Below are 17,309 nucleotides of genomic sequence, written 5' to 3'. Positions count from 1 at the left end.
AAAATCGAATGAAAAATGCCTCTTTTGTGTTGAAAAACGAAAACGTTCTAAAAAAACGAAGGTTTTTCAGTGCCCTCTTTAATTAGGGGACACTTTTTTCATTCAAAAGTATGAGGTGTGTAGCGGTGCGAACTGATTAAATGAAATGGTATGATAGAGAAAAGTGAATGTTGCAAAGGAAGAGCCAATATGACAAAAGACCATTCGAATATTGCGATTTTAAAAGAAATTGCAGAGTTATTAAATGAAGAGACCGAAATGATTCCAATGTTAAATGGGGCACTTTCTAAATTTCTAAGCGGGACAAATTTCGAAACGGGTTGGATTTTCTTTATCGATAAGAAGGGGAAGTCGGAGCTTGTAGTGAAGCAAAACTTACCGGATGCGCTTAGCTATAATGATTGTCAGCATTTAAAGCGCGGTGGATGCTGGTGTGTGTCACGCTTCCGCAATGAGGAACTGAAAAAAGCTTCGAATATTATTGAGTGCCAGCGAATTGAAAGCGCGATAGAAGCTAATGTTGGCGAGCATAATGACATTACACATCATGCCACAGTACCTTTGCAATCCGGTCAGGAACGTTTTGGATTACTAAATGTTGCATCGAGAAATACAGTACGCTTTAGCGATGAGGATCTGGACTTACTGGAATCGGTCGCATTTCAAATGGGCTCTGCGATAAAGCGCATCTATTTAACAAATGAGCAGCAGGAAATTGCCCTTGTGCAGGAGCGAAACCGCTTGGCTCGGGATTTACATGACTCTGTTAATCAGTTGCTCTTTTCGGTGACTTTAACTGCAAGAGCAGGTATTGAAATGAGCGAGCAGCAGCACATAAAAGAAACGTTTAAAGATATCCAGCAGCTTACACAGGAAGCCCTGACTGAAATGCGTGCACTTATATGGCAATTGCGTCCAAAAGGATTGGAAAGTGGACTCATTGAAGCGATAAAAGTATATGCTGAAATGCTGAATTTGAAATTGGCAGTCAATGTTTCAGGTGTTATCCAATTTCCTTCAAGAATAGAAGAAACCCTTTTTAGAATTGCGCAAGAGGCTTTAAATAATGTGCGCAAACATGCTGGGGTAACACATGCAGAAATTTATATTAGTGTAACAGCTACGGATGTATTGCTCGTTGTTAAAGATGAAGGGCAAGGCTTTAATATAGAGGCACATCGTCATATACCATCAATTGGATTACAATCAATCGTTGACCGGGTACATGCAGTAGGGGGAACGGCAGATTGGGTAAGTGAGATTGGAAAAGGGACAGAGTTATTAATTCGTTTACCATACTAGGGGGGAGTTCAATGATACGCGTATTAATTGCAGATGATCATCATGTTGTACGCCGAGGGTTATTATTCTTTTTAAAAACACAAAAAGACATTGAAGTTGTAGGAGAAGCTAAAAACGGTTTAGAAGCGATTGAGCTGGTAGAAAAATTTGCGCCGCATATCGTACTTATGGATTTGGTCATGCCTGAAATGGACGGTATTCAGGCGACAAAAAAAATAAAAAGTAAGTGGCCGGATACGAAGGTGCTAATGCTCACAAGTTTTTCGGATAAAGATCATGTGCTGCCTGCTATGGAAGCTGGTGCATCAGGCTATCAATTAAAGGATATTGAGCCGGATGATTTAGTAGAGTCGATTCGTCAAATTATGCGCGGCGAAAATACAATTCATCCGGAAGCTACATCTCAGTTAGAGGAAGGGCTTCGAGAAGACGAAAATAAGCCTCATATTTTAAATCCTCTTACACCAAGAGAAAAGGATGTACTGGCTGAATTGACAAAAGGGAAAAGCAACAGAGAGATCGCTTCATCACTTTATGTAACAGAAAAAACCGTGAAAACACATATTTCCAATATTTTTACGAAGCTTCAAGTTCAGGATCGTACACAGGCAGCTCTTTACGCTGTAAAGCATAATTTAACGGAAACAAACGAATGATGGTTAAGTTTACAAATTAAAAAGAACGCAACCTTTTAACGATAAAAAGGTGCGTTCTTTTTGAATTATACTTCTTCGTCTATTGCTTCAGAATCGGGAAGCTTAGTTACTTCTAAGTATAAGATGTGGTGTCCGTCCAATTCGGTAACTTTGAATTGGTAGCCTTGTTCTTCGATTGTATCGCCTACTTGCATATCAAAACGCTGTGTCATAAACCAGCCGCCGATTGTATCGATATCGTCATCTTCAATTGATGTCCCTAAAATATCATTCATATCTTGCAATAACATTTTAGCATCAAAAATGTAATGATTTTCTGCGATTTCCTGGATTTCAGGAATTTCATCTTCATCGAACTCATCTTGAATATCACCAATAATTTCTTCGATAATATCTTCAATTGTAACTAAACCGGATGTACCACCGTATTCATCCATTAAAATGGCTAGGTGAATACGTTCATTTTGAATCTTTAATAATAAATCACTAATTGGAATCGTTTCAATTACACGAATAACGGGTTGCATATATTCTTCAACAAGTTTATCTCCATTTGCAGGGTCTTTAATGTAAGCTGTTAATAAATGCTTCATATTGACAAGGCCAATGACATGGTCTTTGTCACCGTCTGTAATTGGGTAGCGTGTATATTGCTCAATACCCATTACTTCAAATACTTCGCGAATTGTTTGACCTTTTTCGATACTGATTATTTCAGTTCGAGGTACCATTATCTCCTTCGCAATGCGATCAGAAAACTCAAAAATACTGTTAACGTATTCATATTCAGAATGGTTAATTTCCCCACCCTTAAAGCTGTCTGATAAAATCATGCGAAGCTCTTCTTCAGAGTGCGCTTCTTCAGATTCAGAAATCATTTTCAAGCCAAAAAGTCCAGTTAATGCACGTGCTGATCCGTTTAAAGCACGTATAAAAGGGTACATAATATTATGGAATAAAATTAATACTCCAGATAGCTTTAATGTTACGGCTTCTGCTTTTTGAATTGCGAGAGTTTTTGGTGCTAATTCCCCTACGACAACATGTAAAAACGTAACGAGTGAGAATGCAACAATAAATGAAAGAACAGATGTGATACTACCACTTAAGCCAAAGAACTCGAATAATGGATGAAGAAGAATTTCGAATGTTGGTTCTCCAAGCCACCCAAGTCCTAGTGCAGTAATTGTAATTCCTAGCTGACAGGCAGATAGATACTCATCAAGGTTTGAAATTACCTTTTTTGCCCGTATTGCAGATTTATTACCTTCTGCAACGAGCTGATCAATTTTTGTTGTCCTTACTTTAACTATTGCAAACTCAGTTGCAACGAAAAATGCCGTAGCGGCAATTAAGATAGCAAATGCTATCAACCTAATGGTTAGTTCGATTCCTATGTCTACGTCCAACTATATTCCCTATTCGCGGCGCAAATGAGCGTGGCAAATAAAGAGTACACCTCCTAAAAAAATTTTAATAATATAATCATAAAATATTTGAGTAAAAAAAACAATTTTTCAATTTGAAATTAGAGGAAAAAATTTGATTTTAATTACTGCAGAAATTGAAGTATCCTTATAATTTTATTAATATGTATTTAAATTTATAGAAAATTGAAATTTTAGTTAATATATGCTAATGTGAAATTGTAGATAATGATAATTTAGTAGGCGGGTATTATTATTAAAAAATAGCCAGCAAATACATATACCTGCAGCCAGCTGCAAAATTATTATTAGCTCGAAAGCGCATAAAGGTGGGAGCATCCGAGATTTTTTCTCGGATGCTCCCACTTTATTTTTTATTCATATACATGGAAAAGCATTAATTCATGTATCATTTTTTCGATTTTTTCCCTTTGTTCTTCTGACGGACTTTCACCAATAAATTGAATACTGCCATCTTTATAATACTCTGCTGCATAACGTTTCTGCTCAAAGAAGAAACTAATTGACCAGCCCGGAATTTGACTGTTTTCAAATAGGGGCTTATAGCTAAAATGTTGAATCATGAAACTTCCCTCCCTATTTAATCGTACAGAAAGTAGTACATTGTTGCAATTTATCTTTTAAAAAATTAATAATAGAACATACACATGATGAAGAAAGAGTGAGCAAAATGGGAGAATTTATTTCGCTATTATTCCTGCTAGGTGTTGTAGGGGCTGCCGTTGGTGCAGCGACAAACTATATGGCGATTAAGATGTTATTTAGACCGTACAAGCCAATATACTTTAAAAAGTGGAAGCTGCCATTGACACCGGGATTAATTCCAAAACGTCGGGAAGATTTGGCGATTCAGCTAGGAAAAACAGTTTCAGAGTATTTACTGACACCTGAAACGATTAAAAAGAAATTTTTATCCGAGGAAATTCGCACAAATGTTTTAACCTACGCACAGAATAAAGTAGCACAAGAAGTATTTACAAACGAAAAAACAATTAATGATTGGATTCGTTTAGCTGGTTTTACACAATTACCACAATCAATTGAAGGAAAAGTCAACGACATTATTCATACTCAATTTATGTCAGTGAAAAATACATTATCTACGAAGTCAATTCGAGAATTATTGCCTAATGATTTGGAGCCAGTATTGGACCGGAAAATTGATGAAGCAGTCATACAGATTTTGAAGAAGGGTGAAGATTACTTCTCGTCACCAGAAGGTACGATGACAATCAAAAATATGCTGGATGATTTCTTATCGACGAAAGGGTCATTTGGCGGGATGATACAGATGTTTTTAGGAGATTCATCATCATTGGTTGATAAAGTGCAACGTGAACTCATAAAATTTCTACAGGCGCCTGGAACAGCTTCACTTTTACACCGAATTTTCATAGCAGAATGGGAAAAAATTAAAAATCGCCCAGCAATGGACTTTATGAATGATGTAAATTTTGATACGATTGAAGCTAATGTCCAAAGCTATGCAAGAAATGCACTTGCATTGGAAGCACGCCTGGATAAAACAATTAATGACTATTGGCCAAAAGGGAAAGAGTGGGCTACTAATGATTTACTCCCGAAAATAATGGATAAAGCATTTTTATCTGCTGAAGCAAAAATCGAAGACGTATTAAAGCGTCTAAATTTAGCTGGAGTTGTACGTGAGCAAGTAGATTCATTCCCGATTGCCAAATTAGAAGAGCTCGTACTAGGTATTATTAGTAAAGAGTTAAAATTAATTACATGGCTGGGCGGTATTATAGGTGGTCTTGTCGGGATCATTCAAGCGTTAATCGTCTTTATGACGAACTAAAATTAGAAAGTAGGATTATTACATGATCAATATTTATGAAGATATTAATAAACTGGAAGCAACATTCCGCAAGACAGATGAGTTTCAAAATTTACAAAAGGCAGTAGAGACAGTACGTGAAGATGAAGAGGCAAAGGTATTGTTTACAAACTTCCGTGATGTTCAATTGAAGATGCAAGATAAACAAAATGCTGGTGAAGAGATTACTGAAGAAGAATATGTTTTTTTACAGAAAACAGCGCAACTAGCTCAACAAAATGTAAAAATTTTAGAAATGTTAGAAGCTGAAATGGCGTTAAGTGCTGTGATTCAAGAAATTAATCGCATTATTACACAGCCAATCCAATCATTATACGATGGATTATAAAAAGGAAGGGGTGCACAATTTGTTGTGCGCCTCTTTTTAACTTTGCAATTGTCACGAGAAAGCTTGTTTAATAAAAAGCATCGAATAATATATGTAATATTTCATTTTTCTTTTATAGTGGTTTTTTTGTTACAATGAGATAGATTTTTATTATTTAAAATTAAGAAGGTAGAGAAATGATATGAAAACAATTCATATAAATGAGCAGTTTAAAGAAGATTGGACTCGTGTTCTTAATCATATAGCAAATTTATTTTACGAAGACTCCGTTATTCAAATTGAGCAGGACGGTTCGGATATGTCGATTGAATTTAACAAGGCAATCGATGAAAATTTTATGATTTCCACTTATGCCAAACTATTAGTGGATGGTCAAGAATACACGAGTGATTATTCCATTCAGTATACGACAGAAGGCACAGAGAAAGAGCAAAATATCCGAATGAAACGTGCATTGTCACATGTCATGCTTGATGTACTTGAACAATATTCAGGTATGGTACAGCAATGGGGGATACTGACAGGAGTACGTCCAACAAAGCTTTATCATAAATATCGTAAAGCCGGTATGAACGATGAGCAAATTGCCGCGGTATTAAAAGAGGATTACCGAATTTCAGATCAAAAGATATCGTTAATGAAAGCGATTGTCGAGCGACAACTTACGATTATTCCTGATTTGGATGAGCTTGGAAAGGAAATTTCAATTTATATTGGGGTCCCGTTTTGTCCGACAATGTGTGCTTATTGTACATTCCCGGCCTATGCGATCCAATCAAATCGTAAGGCAGGCCGCGTAGAGAAATTTATCGATGGCCTTCACATTGAGCTACGTGAAATGGGGAAATGGCTGACAGAAAAAAATATGCGCATTACTTCGATTTACTGGGGCGGGGGCACACCAACTTCTATTGAGGCGCATGAAATGGATGCATTATATCAAACAATGTTTGATGCATTCCCAAATCCTGAGTCTATCCGAGAAATAACAGTAGAGGCAGGACGCCCGGATACAATTACGCCGGAAAAAATCGAAGTGCTGAAAAAATGGGGCATTGACCGTATTTCCGTTAACCCGCAAAGCTATACGCAGGAAACATTAAAAGCGATTGGCCGCCATCATACTGTTGAAGAAACAGTAGAGAAGTTTTGGCTGTCACGCAATTCTGGTATGAACAATATTAATATGGATTTAATTATTGGCTTGCCAAATGAAGGAATTGAAGAATTTCAGAACTCATTAGCGGAATCTGCCAAAATGCAACCTGAAAGCTTAACTGTTCATACACTGAGCTTTAAACGTGCATCTGAAATGACTCGAAATAAGGATAAGTATAAAGTTGCCGACCGTGAGACAGTTGGGGAAATGATGCAGATGGCAACCGATTGGACAGCTGAAAATGGCTATGTTCCTTATTATTTATACCGCCAGAAAAATATTCTAGGTAATTTAGAAAATGTCGGCTATTGTAAACCGAAAGAAGAATCTATATACAACATCGTCATAATGGAAGAAGTGCAAACAATTTTAGGTATTGGCTGTGGAGCATCCTCGAAGTTTGTGCATCCAACTACCGGCAAGATTACACAGTTCCACAATCCGAAAGATCCTGCCGCATACATTCTGACATTTGAAGAGTCTATTGCAAAGAAAATAGCAATTTTAGATGAGCTATATTCTTAATATCTAGGACCATTACAAATAGCACAGCCACTTTCTTGAGGCATGTGCTATTTGTTGTTTTTTACCGAGTGGAGAAGCAGGAACGATTGTCATCACACTAGATGGGGTAACATATGAAATAGATGCACAGTAGTGTACTGGGGGCAACGAGTTGAATCTCATTGCCAAATACACTAGCAATAGCAATGACTAAGTCAGCTTGTAAGTAAAGATGCGTATGAAGAAACTTTTGTGATTTTAAACAGTCACATTACAGCTGGTAGCTAATATTTTTTGAAAGCAATGCGAAATTAATAATTGAGCGAAAGGGGAGATTGTAAGTGAATTACGATAAATATACGCTAGATCGATTTGATGGCGATTATGCAATTTTTTTAAAACGCCCTGAAGAAATGGAACAACTTCTGATCCACCGTGATGAAATTTCAATAGAGGTGAAAGAAGGCGATATTGTAAACATTCAAGATGATGGCTTTGCGTACACGATTAAATTATTACCTGAAGAAACAGCTGACCAAAAACAGCGAGTGAATAATTTATTAGAGCAACTAAGGAGTAAGCACGAATAATTGAGGCACATAAACGGTTGTTTTAAAAAGTTAGAAAAATCAAAAAGTATCGGAAACTACATGCTTCTATATGGTAGAATATATGGGTACATATATTAATTTTAGGAGCATAACAATGGCAATCAAAACAATTATATTCGATTTAGATGATACTTTATTATTTGATCAAAAATCTGTAAAAACGGCATTTGAAAAAACGTGTGACTATGCAGCGACTATAAAAAATGTAAACTCTCGTGAATTGGAAGAGGCGGTCAAAGTAGCGGCACGTGGATTGTATGAAAGCTATCCTACATACGACTACACTGTCTTAATCGGAATAAACCCATTTGAGGGGCTTTGGGGGACATTTGATGACCCTACACCACAATTTCAACAGATGAAGGAAATTGTGCCTGCATATCGTGCCCAAGCTTGGACAAACGGTTTAGCGGCAGTAGGGATTGAAGATGCTGAGCTAGGCGCGGAACTGGGAGAGCGTTTTGTTGAAGAACGTAAAAAAGCCCCGTTTTTCTATGAAGATACTTTTGAGGTGTTAGATCAATTAAAAGGGAAATACGAGCTAATTTTACTTACAAATGGGGCACCAAGCCTACAAAATTTAAAGCTGGAGATTACACCTGAAATTGTCCCTTATTTTGACCATATCATTATTTCAGGGGATTTTGGTAAAGGTAAGCCAGATGCTTCTATTTTCGAATTTGTTATGGACAAAGCAAGTTTGACAAAAGATGAAGCCATTATGGTTGGTGATAACTTAATGACTGATATTTTAGGTTCATCTCGTGTCGGCATACGGAACGTTTGGATTAACCGTGAAAACAAACCAAAAAATCCCGATGTAGTGCCAACTTTTGAAGTTACATCATTAACTGAGTTTTTACAGTTATTAAAAACAATATAAATTTTCAAAACGCACTGTTCATTCGGTGCGTTTTTATTTCGTTCATAAGAATGAATTTTCTGAATATTTATGTTATCATATTAATAAGAAACTAAAGAAAGAGGTTCTTCCTATGGGAAATATTAATACATATCGCTGTGAAAACTGTAACCGTACAAATGAATTTATCCAATTGAATAGGGTGACATTAAATCATCATACGGCACATCTTTGTTTAGCTTGCGAACATGTACTTACTTTACCTAATAACGAAGACCGCTTCTTCCAACTCATACGCAATAAAAAGAGACAGCATTCCAATATTGAGATGCAAAAGGCACACAGGGTTTTATCGGCTTTTATTGCAGTGGGTATGTTGTTTTTAGTTGTAATTGCAGCATTCGCTGTGACACAAGGCAATGGCTTCTCTTCTATTGCATTTCAAAAAATCCAGTCAATACCTATGAATAAGCAATTGACCTTCCTACATTTAAAATCGTTCAATTAAAATAAACAGTATAGAAAACACAATAAAAAGCATCGCAAAGTTTTTAATAGTTTGCGATGCTTTTTGTTTGGTCAATTTTTATGAACAGTTCAGATCATTACTTTAGTAATTCTGAAACTGTTACAAATGTATAGCCTTGCTTTTGTAACTCTTCAAGTATTGTTTCTAAAGCATCTGCAGTTGCTTGGTGAATATCGTGCATTAATATAATGCTACCGTTGTTCACCTGTTCCTCTATAGCAAGCGCCGTTTTTTCCGGATCGCGGTGTTTCCAATCCAGTGTATCAATAGTCCACATCACGCTTGGTACTTTTAACTGCTTTATAATTGTTTCATCATAGCTCCCATAAGGTGGGCGAAAAACCGTTGCATTTTTACCAATTACGGATTTAATAATTTCATCCGTTGATTGAATTTGGTGTTTCACTTCTTTTTGAGACAATGTTGTCAGCTTTTCATGATTGTATGTATGATTGCCAATTTCATGGCCTGCGTCATATACTTCCTTCATAATTTCAGGGTACTTCTTCACTTCTTGGCCGATGACAAAAAATGTAGCTTTTGCTTTATATTTTTCCAGTGTCTTTAATATTTGCCTCGTCACTTTCGGATGAGGACCATCATCAAATGTTAACGCTATTCTTTTTTCATTTACAGGTTGTATCGATTTAGGTTTGGAAGGATTTTTAGGTACAGCTTTTGGAGTAGGAGTTGTTAGTCCACTCAAAGGGACATAGCCGGATAGATCATCAGATGTGACAAATGCCCAGCCTTTTATGTTAGTATACATCATTACATTACTGTTTTTACGTAAAGTCCCTATTTCATCACTCGAGGCGCTAGCGATAGACCGGACTACTAAACCTTTAGAAGCTTTTACCGTCATCTTTTTTCCTGTAGGCTTTATGAGAGCATGCTTATTTACGTACCCTGCCAGGCCACCGTACTTTATGAATACAAAGTCGGTAGAGTCAGATCCATAAAGCTCAACAATACTATTTAAATAAAGTTTTCCGATAGACCCGATGTGTTGTTTATTCGTTACGCGAACAAGGGGTTCATTTTGGGATTTAACGAGCATGTATTGGGGAGAAACCGATTTTAAGTATTCACTTTTTATAAAGCCGATTACCGTTTTGTATTGAATTTTCGTCCATCCTTCAGTTTCAGATAATACGATAATAGGGGTAGCCTTTGATAAGGTAATAATTTTTTCTTGCAGATTTTCTTCTAATACTTCGGTTTCTTTCGTTGTTAGTTTAATTGTGGCTGAAGGAGCAGCAGAAGTACTTTCGATATTTATTGTAAAAACTCCAATTAAACAAAAAATCATAAAATAAAATTTGAATACTTTTTTCAACTTAATTCCCCTTTAGTAATATAAAAATGCGCGAGTAAAGTGAAAGTAGAAAGGAGAAAATAGTGTAGATTAATTCACTTTCTCTAAACCTTTAAATTAATTTGTACTGACTAAAAACAAAGAAATACCATTACATTTAAACATATGTATTGTAAATAAAATTATGAAAACAAAAAAGGGGCTATCCGGGAAGCTATTTTGGGGCAACCCCTTGCGATCATTTCATAGGCAAGATACTTAATACGAAGAAAGGCTTTGTTAAAGGTAATGTTTACTTTAACAAAGCCCCGTAGTTAAGTTTAAAGAGAAATAGCTTTTACTTCATCAATGTTTTCAAGTTGTGCTACGAATACTAAATCTTCTGTAGTCACTTCATTGTCAACGACAAGCATCATTACAGCAGACCCGCCAATTTGATCGCGTCCTACTTGCATCGTTGCAATGTTGATGTTCTTTTCAGCTAATTTAGTAGCAACCCGGCCGATTGAACCTGGTTTGTCCTGGTTTTTAATATAAAGAAGATTTCCGTTTGGAATAACGTCTACTACAAATCCTTCAACTTTTACAATGCGGGCACCTAGACCATTTAATAAAGTTCCTGCTACTGTATGTGTTTCAGTTTCAGTAACGATTTCAACTGTAATTAAGTTTGTAAAACCTTTTGCTGTTGTTGTTTTATGTTCATTTATTTGAATGCCGATACGTTCAGCTAAATAACGTGCATTGACATCATTCACGTGAGAGCCGTGGTTTGTAGAAAGCAGTCCTTTAATAGCATTTGCCGTTAATGGGCGAACATCAAAGTTTGCCACTTCACCAGCGTAAGAAATATTTAATTGCTGAATACTTTCTTCTGTTACTTGAATTAAAAACTTTCCAAGCTTTTCTGCTAATGCAAAGAATGGCTCAACTTCTGCAAGCTTTTCTTTTGGAATAGATGGCATATTTACAGGGTTTGTAACTGTACCTGTTTTAAAGAACTTAATAATGTCGTTAGATACGTCAACTGCAACTGACTCTTGTGCTTCTACTGTAGATGCACCTAGGTGAGGTGTAGCAATGACTTGTGGCAATGTTAATAGCTTATGATCTGTTGCCGGTTCCTGAACAAATACGTCCAGTGCAGCACCAGCTACTTTACCTTCGACAATAGCTTCGTATAAATCATCTTCGTTAATAATGCCGCCGCGTGCACAGTTGATAATGCGAACACCGTCTTTCATGATTGCAAAACGTTCCTTGTTAATGATATTACGTGTTTCTGGTAATAACGGCGTATGAACTGTTACAAAATCAGCTGCAGCACATACTTCATCCACAGTACCCTTTGTTATACCCAATTCTTTTGCACGGTCTTCCGTTAAGAATGGATCATATGCGATAACGTTCATGCGTTGGCCTTTAGCACGGTAGGCTACTTCTGCCCCGATACGTCCCATACCGATAACACCAAGTGTCTTGTTTTTAAGCTCTACACCTACGTATGATTTACGATCCCATTTTCCATTTTTTAATGTGTTGAACGCTTGTGGAATAAAACGTGCAAGTGACGTCATCATTGCGATTGTATGTTCAGCAGCAGAGTTTGTATTACCATCTGGGGCATTTACAACGATAATTCCATGTTCAGTTGCTGCATTTAAATCAATGTTGTCAACACCTACACCAGCACGACCAATAAGCTTTAAGTTTTTCGCTTTTTCAATTACTTCGCGTGTAACAGTAGTTTGAGAACGAACAAGCAATACGTCAACATCTACTATTTTTTTCATTAATTCCTCAGGTGCTAAACCTGTATCAACAATAATATTCAAATCTAGTTCTGTTTCTTGGCGTAATGGGAAAATACCGTCATCACTTAGCGGATCTGCAATAAATACATTAATTGTTTTTGTACCTTGTTCGATTACTTCTGTTGTCATAATAAAATCTCTCCTCTAATTTCTTTATTAATTTACTGAATTGATTCAACAAAAAAAAGCCTTCCGTCCCTTACGTGTAACGTAAGGGGCGAAAGGCATTCATTAAACAAATCGCGGTACCACCCTTATTCGTTGCCATAATATTTCGGAAAATATATGTACAACCTTATCCATATGCGTAACGTGCATGGGACGGAATAACCTACTGATAAATTTCAGCTATTCTATTCAAGAGTGGAGCGAATTCGAAGCATACACTGATTTACACCAACCATCAGCTCTCTTTGGTAATACATTCGAAAAGCATGTCTCTATCGTTATATTTTGCTGTGTTTAAGTTGATAACATCATAAACCCGATTGTTCACCTTTGTCAACGGAGTTTTTAGAATAATTTGAGTAATTTTCTTTTTGTTTAATAAATAAGTCCTTTAAAGCGAACTATTTCAATTGATTATCAAATGAATGTTCGGATTTATAATTTCCTATGTAAGCGCTAACGATGTTGATATAATAAGATTTAATTGAATTTACAGAAAATTTATAGCGTTTCAAAATTATCATTAAAATTTATTTTTTTATTTTGTGACATAATTTTGTCACGTTTAAAAAAATGCCTTTTTAAAATTGGAAAATAAATAGAAGGTAAAATGTAAAATAACTCGAAGTGGTAATACATATGTACATATAAAGGGGGAGTAAAATATGCATTATGATGTAATCGTTATTGGGGCAGGGTTGGCTGGATTAACGGCAGCTTGTCAGCTAATCGACGCGAAGAAAAAGGTACTGCTTGTCGATCAGGAGCCGGCAAATTCAATTGGGGGGCAAGCATTTTGGTCATTTGGTGGATTATTCTTAGTTGATTCCCCTGAGCAAAGAAGGTTAGGAATTAAAGACAACAAAGAGCTTGCATGGCAGGATTGGCGTGGTTCTGCAAGCTTTGACCGTTTAGAGGATGAGGATCATTGGGCGTATGAATGGGCAAAAGCATATATCGATTTTGCTGCAGGAGGGAAATACAACTGGCTAAAATCCCAAGGCATTAATTTTTTCCCGGTCGTTGGTTGGGCAGAGCGAGGCGGCTCTTTAGCAGGGGGGCATGGCAATTCTGTTCCGCGCTTTCACATCGTATGGGGGACAGGTCCTGCACTGGTTGAACCGTTTGCAAATAAAGTGTTAAATGCCTCTGAAAAAGGAGATATTACCTATTTGCCGCGCCATCAAGTAACAGAGCTGATCACTGAAGATGGGAACATTACAGGTATTCGGGGAAATGTTTTGGAAAATAGCATTATTCGACGTGGTGAAGAAAGCTCGAGAGTAGTGGTAGATTCATTTGAGTATTTCGCAGATGCAGTAGTAGTAGCAAGTGGTGGAATTGGAGCAAATATTGAGTTGGTGAAGAAAAATTGGCCTTCAAGACTCGGGACACCGCCCCAAAATATGGTGGCAGGAGTTCCAGCCTATGTAGATGGTAAAATGTTGGAGATTACAGAACAAGCAGGGGGGCGCATCGTCAATCGAGACCGTATGTGGCATTATACGGAAGGGCTGAAAAACTGGGATCCTATTTGGAATAATCATGGTATTCGCATATTACCTGGACCTTCATCAATGTGGTTTGATGCATTAGGAAACCGTTTTACTGCACCAAATTTCCCTGGGTTTGATACATTAAGTACTCTCGAAGCGATACAAAACACTGGATATGATTATTCATGGTTTATTTTGACAGAAAAAATAATTGAAAAAGAATTCGCTTTATCAGGTTCAGAGCAGAATATGGATTTGACAAAAAAGAGTATTAAAGATGTATTGAAACGTATTTTACCAGGGCCTCCAAAAGCAGTTCAGGATTTTAAGGAGAATGGCGAAGATTTTGTAATTGCCGATAGTTTAAAAGATTTAGTAGAAGGAATGAATAAGCTTGTAGGGAGTGATTTACTCGACTTCCTGCATATTAAAGAACAGATTTTGGCACGCGATCGTGAAATTGAGAATTTATTTTCAAAGGATGCACAAATTACCGCATTACATGGCGCAAGAAATTATATAGGGGATAAACTAATTCGTGCTGCAAAACCTCATAAAATATTGGATCCTGCAGCAGTACCATTAATTGCGGTACGCTTAAATATTTTGACTCGTAAAACATTAGGAGGATTACAAACAAATTTAAATGGGCAAGTACTTAATGAGGACGGAAATCCTATACCAGGACTTTTTGCTGCAGGTGAAGTGAGTGGGTTTGGTGGTGGAGGTATACATGGCTATCGTTCATTGGAAGGAACGTTTTTAGGGGGTTGCTTGTTTACAGGCTTGCAAGTAGGGAAATATTTAGCTGTTTCCCATAAGTATTCGAGTATGACCTAAATGTAATAAGGTCAGGCGTTGAAACATACAGTGTGACAGAGCTTGAGCCAATCACACAAACTTTTATTAATATTGGTTTTGAAAAATTAAAGGGATATCATTTAGTTATGTCGAAATGAATGATTATTCATTTATAAGGGGTGTATGGAAATGAACTTTGAAACGATTAAATTGGAAATAGCAGAACGAAAAGCAACTTTAACATTAAATCGTCCGAATGCGATGAATGCAATGGATTTTACAATGATGCGGGAATTGGCCGATTGCTTCGAAGCGTTACATAATGAAAAGGACGTCCAAATTCTGATAATTAAAGGAGAAGGGAAAGTCTTTTCAGCTGGAGGCGATGTGAAGAGGATGGTTGCCTCGAATGATTTTTCTGACTTTGGTACGATAATGGATGATATTGCACGTTTAGTCAGAGCATATTACACGCTTCCGATGATTACGATTGCACAAATCCATGGTGCTTCTGCTGGCTTGGGCTTTAGTCTGGCACTAGGAAGTGACATTATTGTTGCAGAACAATCAAGTAAACTAGCGATGAACTTTATCGGTATTGGTTTAATACCGGACGGTGCCGGCCACTTCTTTATGAAGGAACGTCTTGGTACAGTAAAAGCTAAGCAAATGATTTGGGAAGGGAAAGTAATGAATGGAGATGAGGCATTATCGTTAGGTCTAATTGATTATAGTTGTCCAGATGGGACGGCATTAGAAACAGTTGATCAGCTCGTTGGGAAAGTACTGGCATCTCCAATTCTAGCAATGATTGAAACGAAGTGTATTTTACATGCTTCTAATCTTGAACAATTGGATGAAATTCTGAAGGGTGAATCAGAGGGACAAGTGAAGATGCGACAAACAACAGATCATTTAGAAGGCATTAAAGCATTTGTAGAAAAACGTATGCCACAGTTTATAGGTAAATAATTTGCAATGAAAAATCCACTATTTTGCTGAACCGCAAAATGGTGGATTTTTAGTTTTAATACAGATCTTTTGTAAAAAAGAGTAATCAGATAAAATTAAAATGCCCTACATGATAGGGCACCTCCGATTTATGTACGGTTAGTTTACACGTGGAATAAAATTAATTTGCCAGATGAGTTTACTAATCGATGTGTTTTTTCAGCAATACCTTTTTCTTCGATTTGCTTCTGGCCATCGATTTTTGCAGCGTCATCGTTTGCAAAAGTCCATACTTCATCGAATAAAGTTTCTCCTGTTTTTTCAAATGCAGTAAAACGATAATTCTCCATTTAAACCACCCTTTATAAGCAAGATAATATAATTATACTAGAAATTTTCGGATAATTCACGAAATAATGCTTGTTTTGTAGAAAAAAGACGAAAGTAATGTCATTTAGATGAACGGTAATATAGTCTTTTAATCGATAAGTATTGCATATACATGTTACAATAAATTGTAATAGAGTTATAAAGGGGAGATTGCTTGTGAATGGAATTACAAAACTCCAACCGGGTGACCAAGTAGATCAATATTTACTAATTAAAGAAGCGAAAAAAGGTGTAACGACAGTTGGTAAACCTTTCATGTCACTCATTTTACAAGACCGGAGCGGAGATATTGAAGCAAAGCTTTGGGATACAAATGAAGAACATGAAAATTTATATCGGGCTCAGGTAATTGTTAAAGTCGGTGGAGAGATTCACGATTATCGTGGAAAGAACCAGTTACGTGTAAAGCAAATTCGCCCGACACGTGAAGAAGAAGGTGTTCAGATTAGCGACTTATTGCCAACATCCGCTATTCCTAAAGAACAATTATTTGAAGAATTAAATCAATATTTCTTCCAAATTCAAAATCCAAATATTTCACGTCTCACACGCTATATCGTGAAAAAGTTTCAAGAAGAATTAATCATTTTCCCAGCAGCGACAAAAAACCATCACGATTATGCATCGGGTTTAATTGACCATGTCGTTTCAATGTTGAAATTAAGCGAAGCAATCTGTGATTTATATCCAACATTGAATCGTGACTTGTTATATGCAGGTGTTATTTTACATGATGTTGGTAAAGTAATTGAATTAAGTGGTCCTGTCGGTACAATGTATACGGTGGAAGGGAATTTACTTGGCCATATCTCCATAATGGTCAATGAAATTGGTCAAGCTGCACATGAACTGAAAATAGAAGGCGAAGAAGTGATGTTACTGCAGCACTTAGTGTTGAGCCATCACGGAAAAGAAGAATGGGGCAGCCCTAAAAAGCCAATGATTCAGGAAGCGGAAATTTTGCATTACATTGATAATATTGATGCGAAAATGAATATGCTTACACGTGCCCTGGATAAAACAAAACCAGGAGAATTTACAGAGCGTTTATTCCCATTGGACAATCGTTCATTTTACAAACCAACGATATAAGAAAAAGCATGAGCCAAACCTTGGC

16 protein-coding genes and 1 other annotated feature are annotated in these 17,309 nt (G+C 36.7%); of the genes, 11 read left to right on the top strand and 5 right to left on the bottom strand.

The window, feature by feature from the left end:
• Positions 1 to 189: 189 nt before the first annotated feature.
• Positions 190 to 1,302 carry a GAF domain-containing sensor histidine kinase gene (locus H9632_RS12745; RefSeq protein ID WP_191704446.1) on the top strand — a complete coding sequence of 371 codons (1,113 nt, stop codon included), beginning with the start codon at positions 190 to 192 and terminating at the stop codon, positions 1,300 to 1,302.
• A gap of 11 nt (positions 1,303 to 1,313) precedes the next feature.
• Positions 1,314 to 1,958, top strand: coding sequence for a response regulator (locus tag H9632_RS12740; protein ID WP_191704445.1), 645 nt, complete (start codon positions 1,314 to 1,316; stop codon positions 1,956 to 1,958).
• A gap of 65 nt (positions 1,959 to 2,023) precedes the next feature.
• On the opposite strand, the gene H9632_RS12735 is transcribed toward H9632_RS12740, so the two are convergent.
• Positions 2,024 to 3,331 (bottom strand): hemolysin family protein, encoded by a 1,308-nt coding sequence (locus tag H9632_RS12735; RefSeq protein WP_191704449.1) that lies wholly within the window; start codon positions 3,329 to 3,331, stop codon positions 2,024 to 2,026.
• Positions 3,332 to 3,759: 428 nt separating this feature from the next.
• Positions 3,760 to 3,969, bottom strand: coding sequence for a YheE family protein (locus H9632_RS12730; protein WP_191704444.1), 210 nt, complete (start codon positions 3,967 to 3,969; stop codon positions 3,760 to 3,762).
• A gap of 107 nt (positions 3,970 to 4,076) precedes the next feature.
• Here H9632_RS12730 and H9632_RS12725 point away from each other — a divergent pair, with 107 nt between their 5' ends.
• The 6 genes from H9632_RS12725 to H9632_RS12700 all read left to right on the top strand — a co-directional run bounded on the left by H9632_RS12725 (position 4,077) and on the right by H9632_RS12700 (position 9,233).
• Positions 4,077 to 5,222 (top strand): DUF445 family protein, encoded by a 1,146-nt coding sequence (locus H9632_RS12725; RefSeq protein ID WP_191704443.1) that lies wholly within the window; start codon positions 4,077 to 4,079, stop codon positions 5,220 to 5,222.
• A 22-nt stretch (positions 5,223 to 5,244) separates the two neighbouring features.
• Positions 5,245 to 5,589: a YlbF family regulator gene (locus tag H9632_RS12720; protein WP_191699470.1), complete on the top strand. Its 345-nt coding sequence runs from the start codon at positions 5,245 to 5,247 to the stop codon at positions 5,587 to 5,589.
• A gap of 181 nt (positions 5,590 to 5,770) precedes the next feature.
• On the top strand, positions 5,771 to 7,273 hold the full coding sequence (locus H9632_RS12715; RefSeq protein WP_191704442.1) for a coproporphyrinogen III oxidase: 1,503 nt from the start codon (positions 5,771 to 5,773) through the stop codon (positions 7,271 to 7,273).
• Positions 7,274 to 7,593: 320 nt separating this feature from the next.
• Positions 7,594 to 7,842: a DUF3006 domain-containing protein gene (locus tag H9632_RS12710; protein ID WP_191704441.1), complete on the top strand. Its 249-nt coding sequence runs from the start codon at positions 7,594 to 7,596 to the stop codon at positions 7,840 to 7,842.
• Between the two features lie 115 nt (positions 7,843 to 7,957).
• Positions 7,958 to 8,746 carry an HAD family hydrolase gene (locus H9632_RS12705; RefSeq protein WP_191704440.1) on the top strand — a complete coding sequence of 263 codons (789 nt, stop codon included), beginning with the start codon at positions 7,958 to 7,960 and terminating at the stop codon, positions 8,744 to 8,746.
• A 112-nt stretch (positions 8,747 to 8,858) separates the two neighbouring features.
• Entirely contained in the window at positions 8,859 to 9,233 is a 375-nt protein-coding gene (locus H9632_RS12700; protein ID WP_191704439.1) for a DNA polymerase III subunit delta, read from the top strand.
• 97 nt (positions 9,234 to 9,330) lie between these two features.
• Here H9632_RS12700 and H9632_RS12695 read toward each other — a convergent pair whose 3' ends face one another.
• On the bottom strand, positions 9,331 to 10,593 hold the full coding sequence (locus H9632_RS12695) for a polysaccharide deacetylase family protein (RefSeq protein ID WP_191704438.1): 1,263 nt from the start codon (positions 10,591 to 10,593) through the stop codon (positions 9,331 to 9,333).
• 299 nt (positions 10,594 to 10,892) lie between these two features.
• Positions 10,893 to 12,515, bottom strand: a complete 1,623-nt coding sequence (gene serA, locus H9632_RS12690; RefSeq protein WP_191704437.1) for a phosphoglycerate dehydrogenase — start codon at positions 12,513 to 12,515, stop codon at positions 10,893 to 10,895.
• Between the two features lie 81 nt (positions 12,516 to 12,596).
• Positions 12,597 to 12,842: a binding site (T-box leader), on the bottom strand.
• 377 nt (positions 12,843 to 13,219) lie between these two features.
• Between serA and H9632_RS12685 the strand changes: the two genes are divergently transcribed.
• Both H9632_RS12685 and H9632_RS12680 read left to right on the top strand, forming a co-directional pair.
• Positions 13,220 to 14,890: an FAD-binding dehydrogenase gene (locus H9632_RS12685; RefSeq protein ID WP_191704436.1), complete on the top strand. Its 1,671-nt coding sequence runs from the start codon at positions 13,220 to 13,222 to the stop codon at positions 14,888 to 14,890.
• 150 nt (positions 14,891 to 15,040) lie between these two features.
• Positions 15,041 to 15,823 (top strand): enoyl-CoA hydratase, encoded by a 783-nt coding sequence (locus tag H9632_RS12680; protein WP_191704435.1) that lies wholly within the window; start codon positions 15,041 to 15,043, stop codon positions 15,821 to 15,823.
• Between the two features lie 143 nt (positions 15,824 to 15,966).
• Here the strand turns inward: H9632_RS12680 and H9632_RS12675 are convergent, their stop codons facing one another.
• Entirely contained in the window at positions 15,967 to 16,152 is a 186-nt protein-coding gene (locus tag H9632_RS12675) for a YhzD family protein (RefSeq protein WP_191699479.1), read from the bottom strand.
• Positions 16,153 to 16,348: 196 nt separating this feature from the next.
• On the opposite strand from H9632_RS12675, the gene yhaM reads away from it, so the two are divergent.
• Positions 16,349 to 17,284 carry a 3'-5' exoribonuclease YhaM gene (yhaM, locus tag H9632_RS12670; RefSeq protein ID WP_191704434.1) on the top strand — a complete coding sequence of 312 codons (936 nt, stop codon included), beginning with the start codon at positions 16,349 to 16,351 and terminating at the stop codon, positions 17,282 to 17,284.
• Positions 17,285 to 17,309 lie beyond the last annotated feature (25 nt).

Origin of the sequence: Solibacillus merdavium (assembly GCF_014836935.1) — a bacterium.
Lineage (GTDB): Bacteria > Bacillota > Bacilli > Bacillales_A > Planococcaceae > Solibacillus > Solibacillus ferritrahens.
The sequence above is the reverse complement of the archived record's forward strand: the minus strand, read 5'-3'. Positions and strand labels throughout refer to the sequence as shown.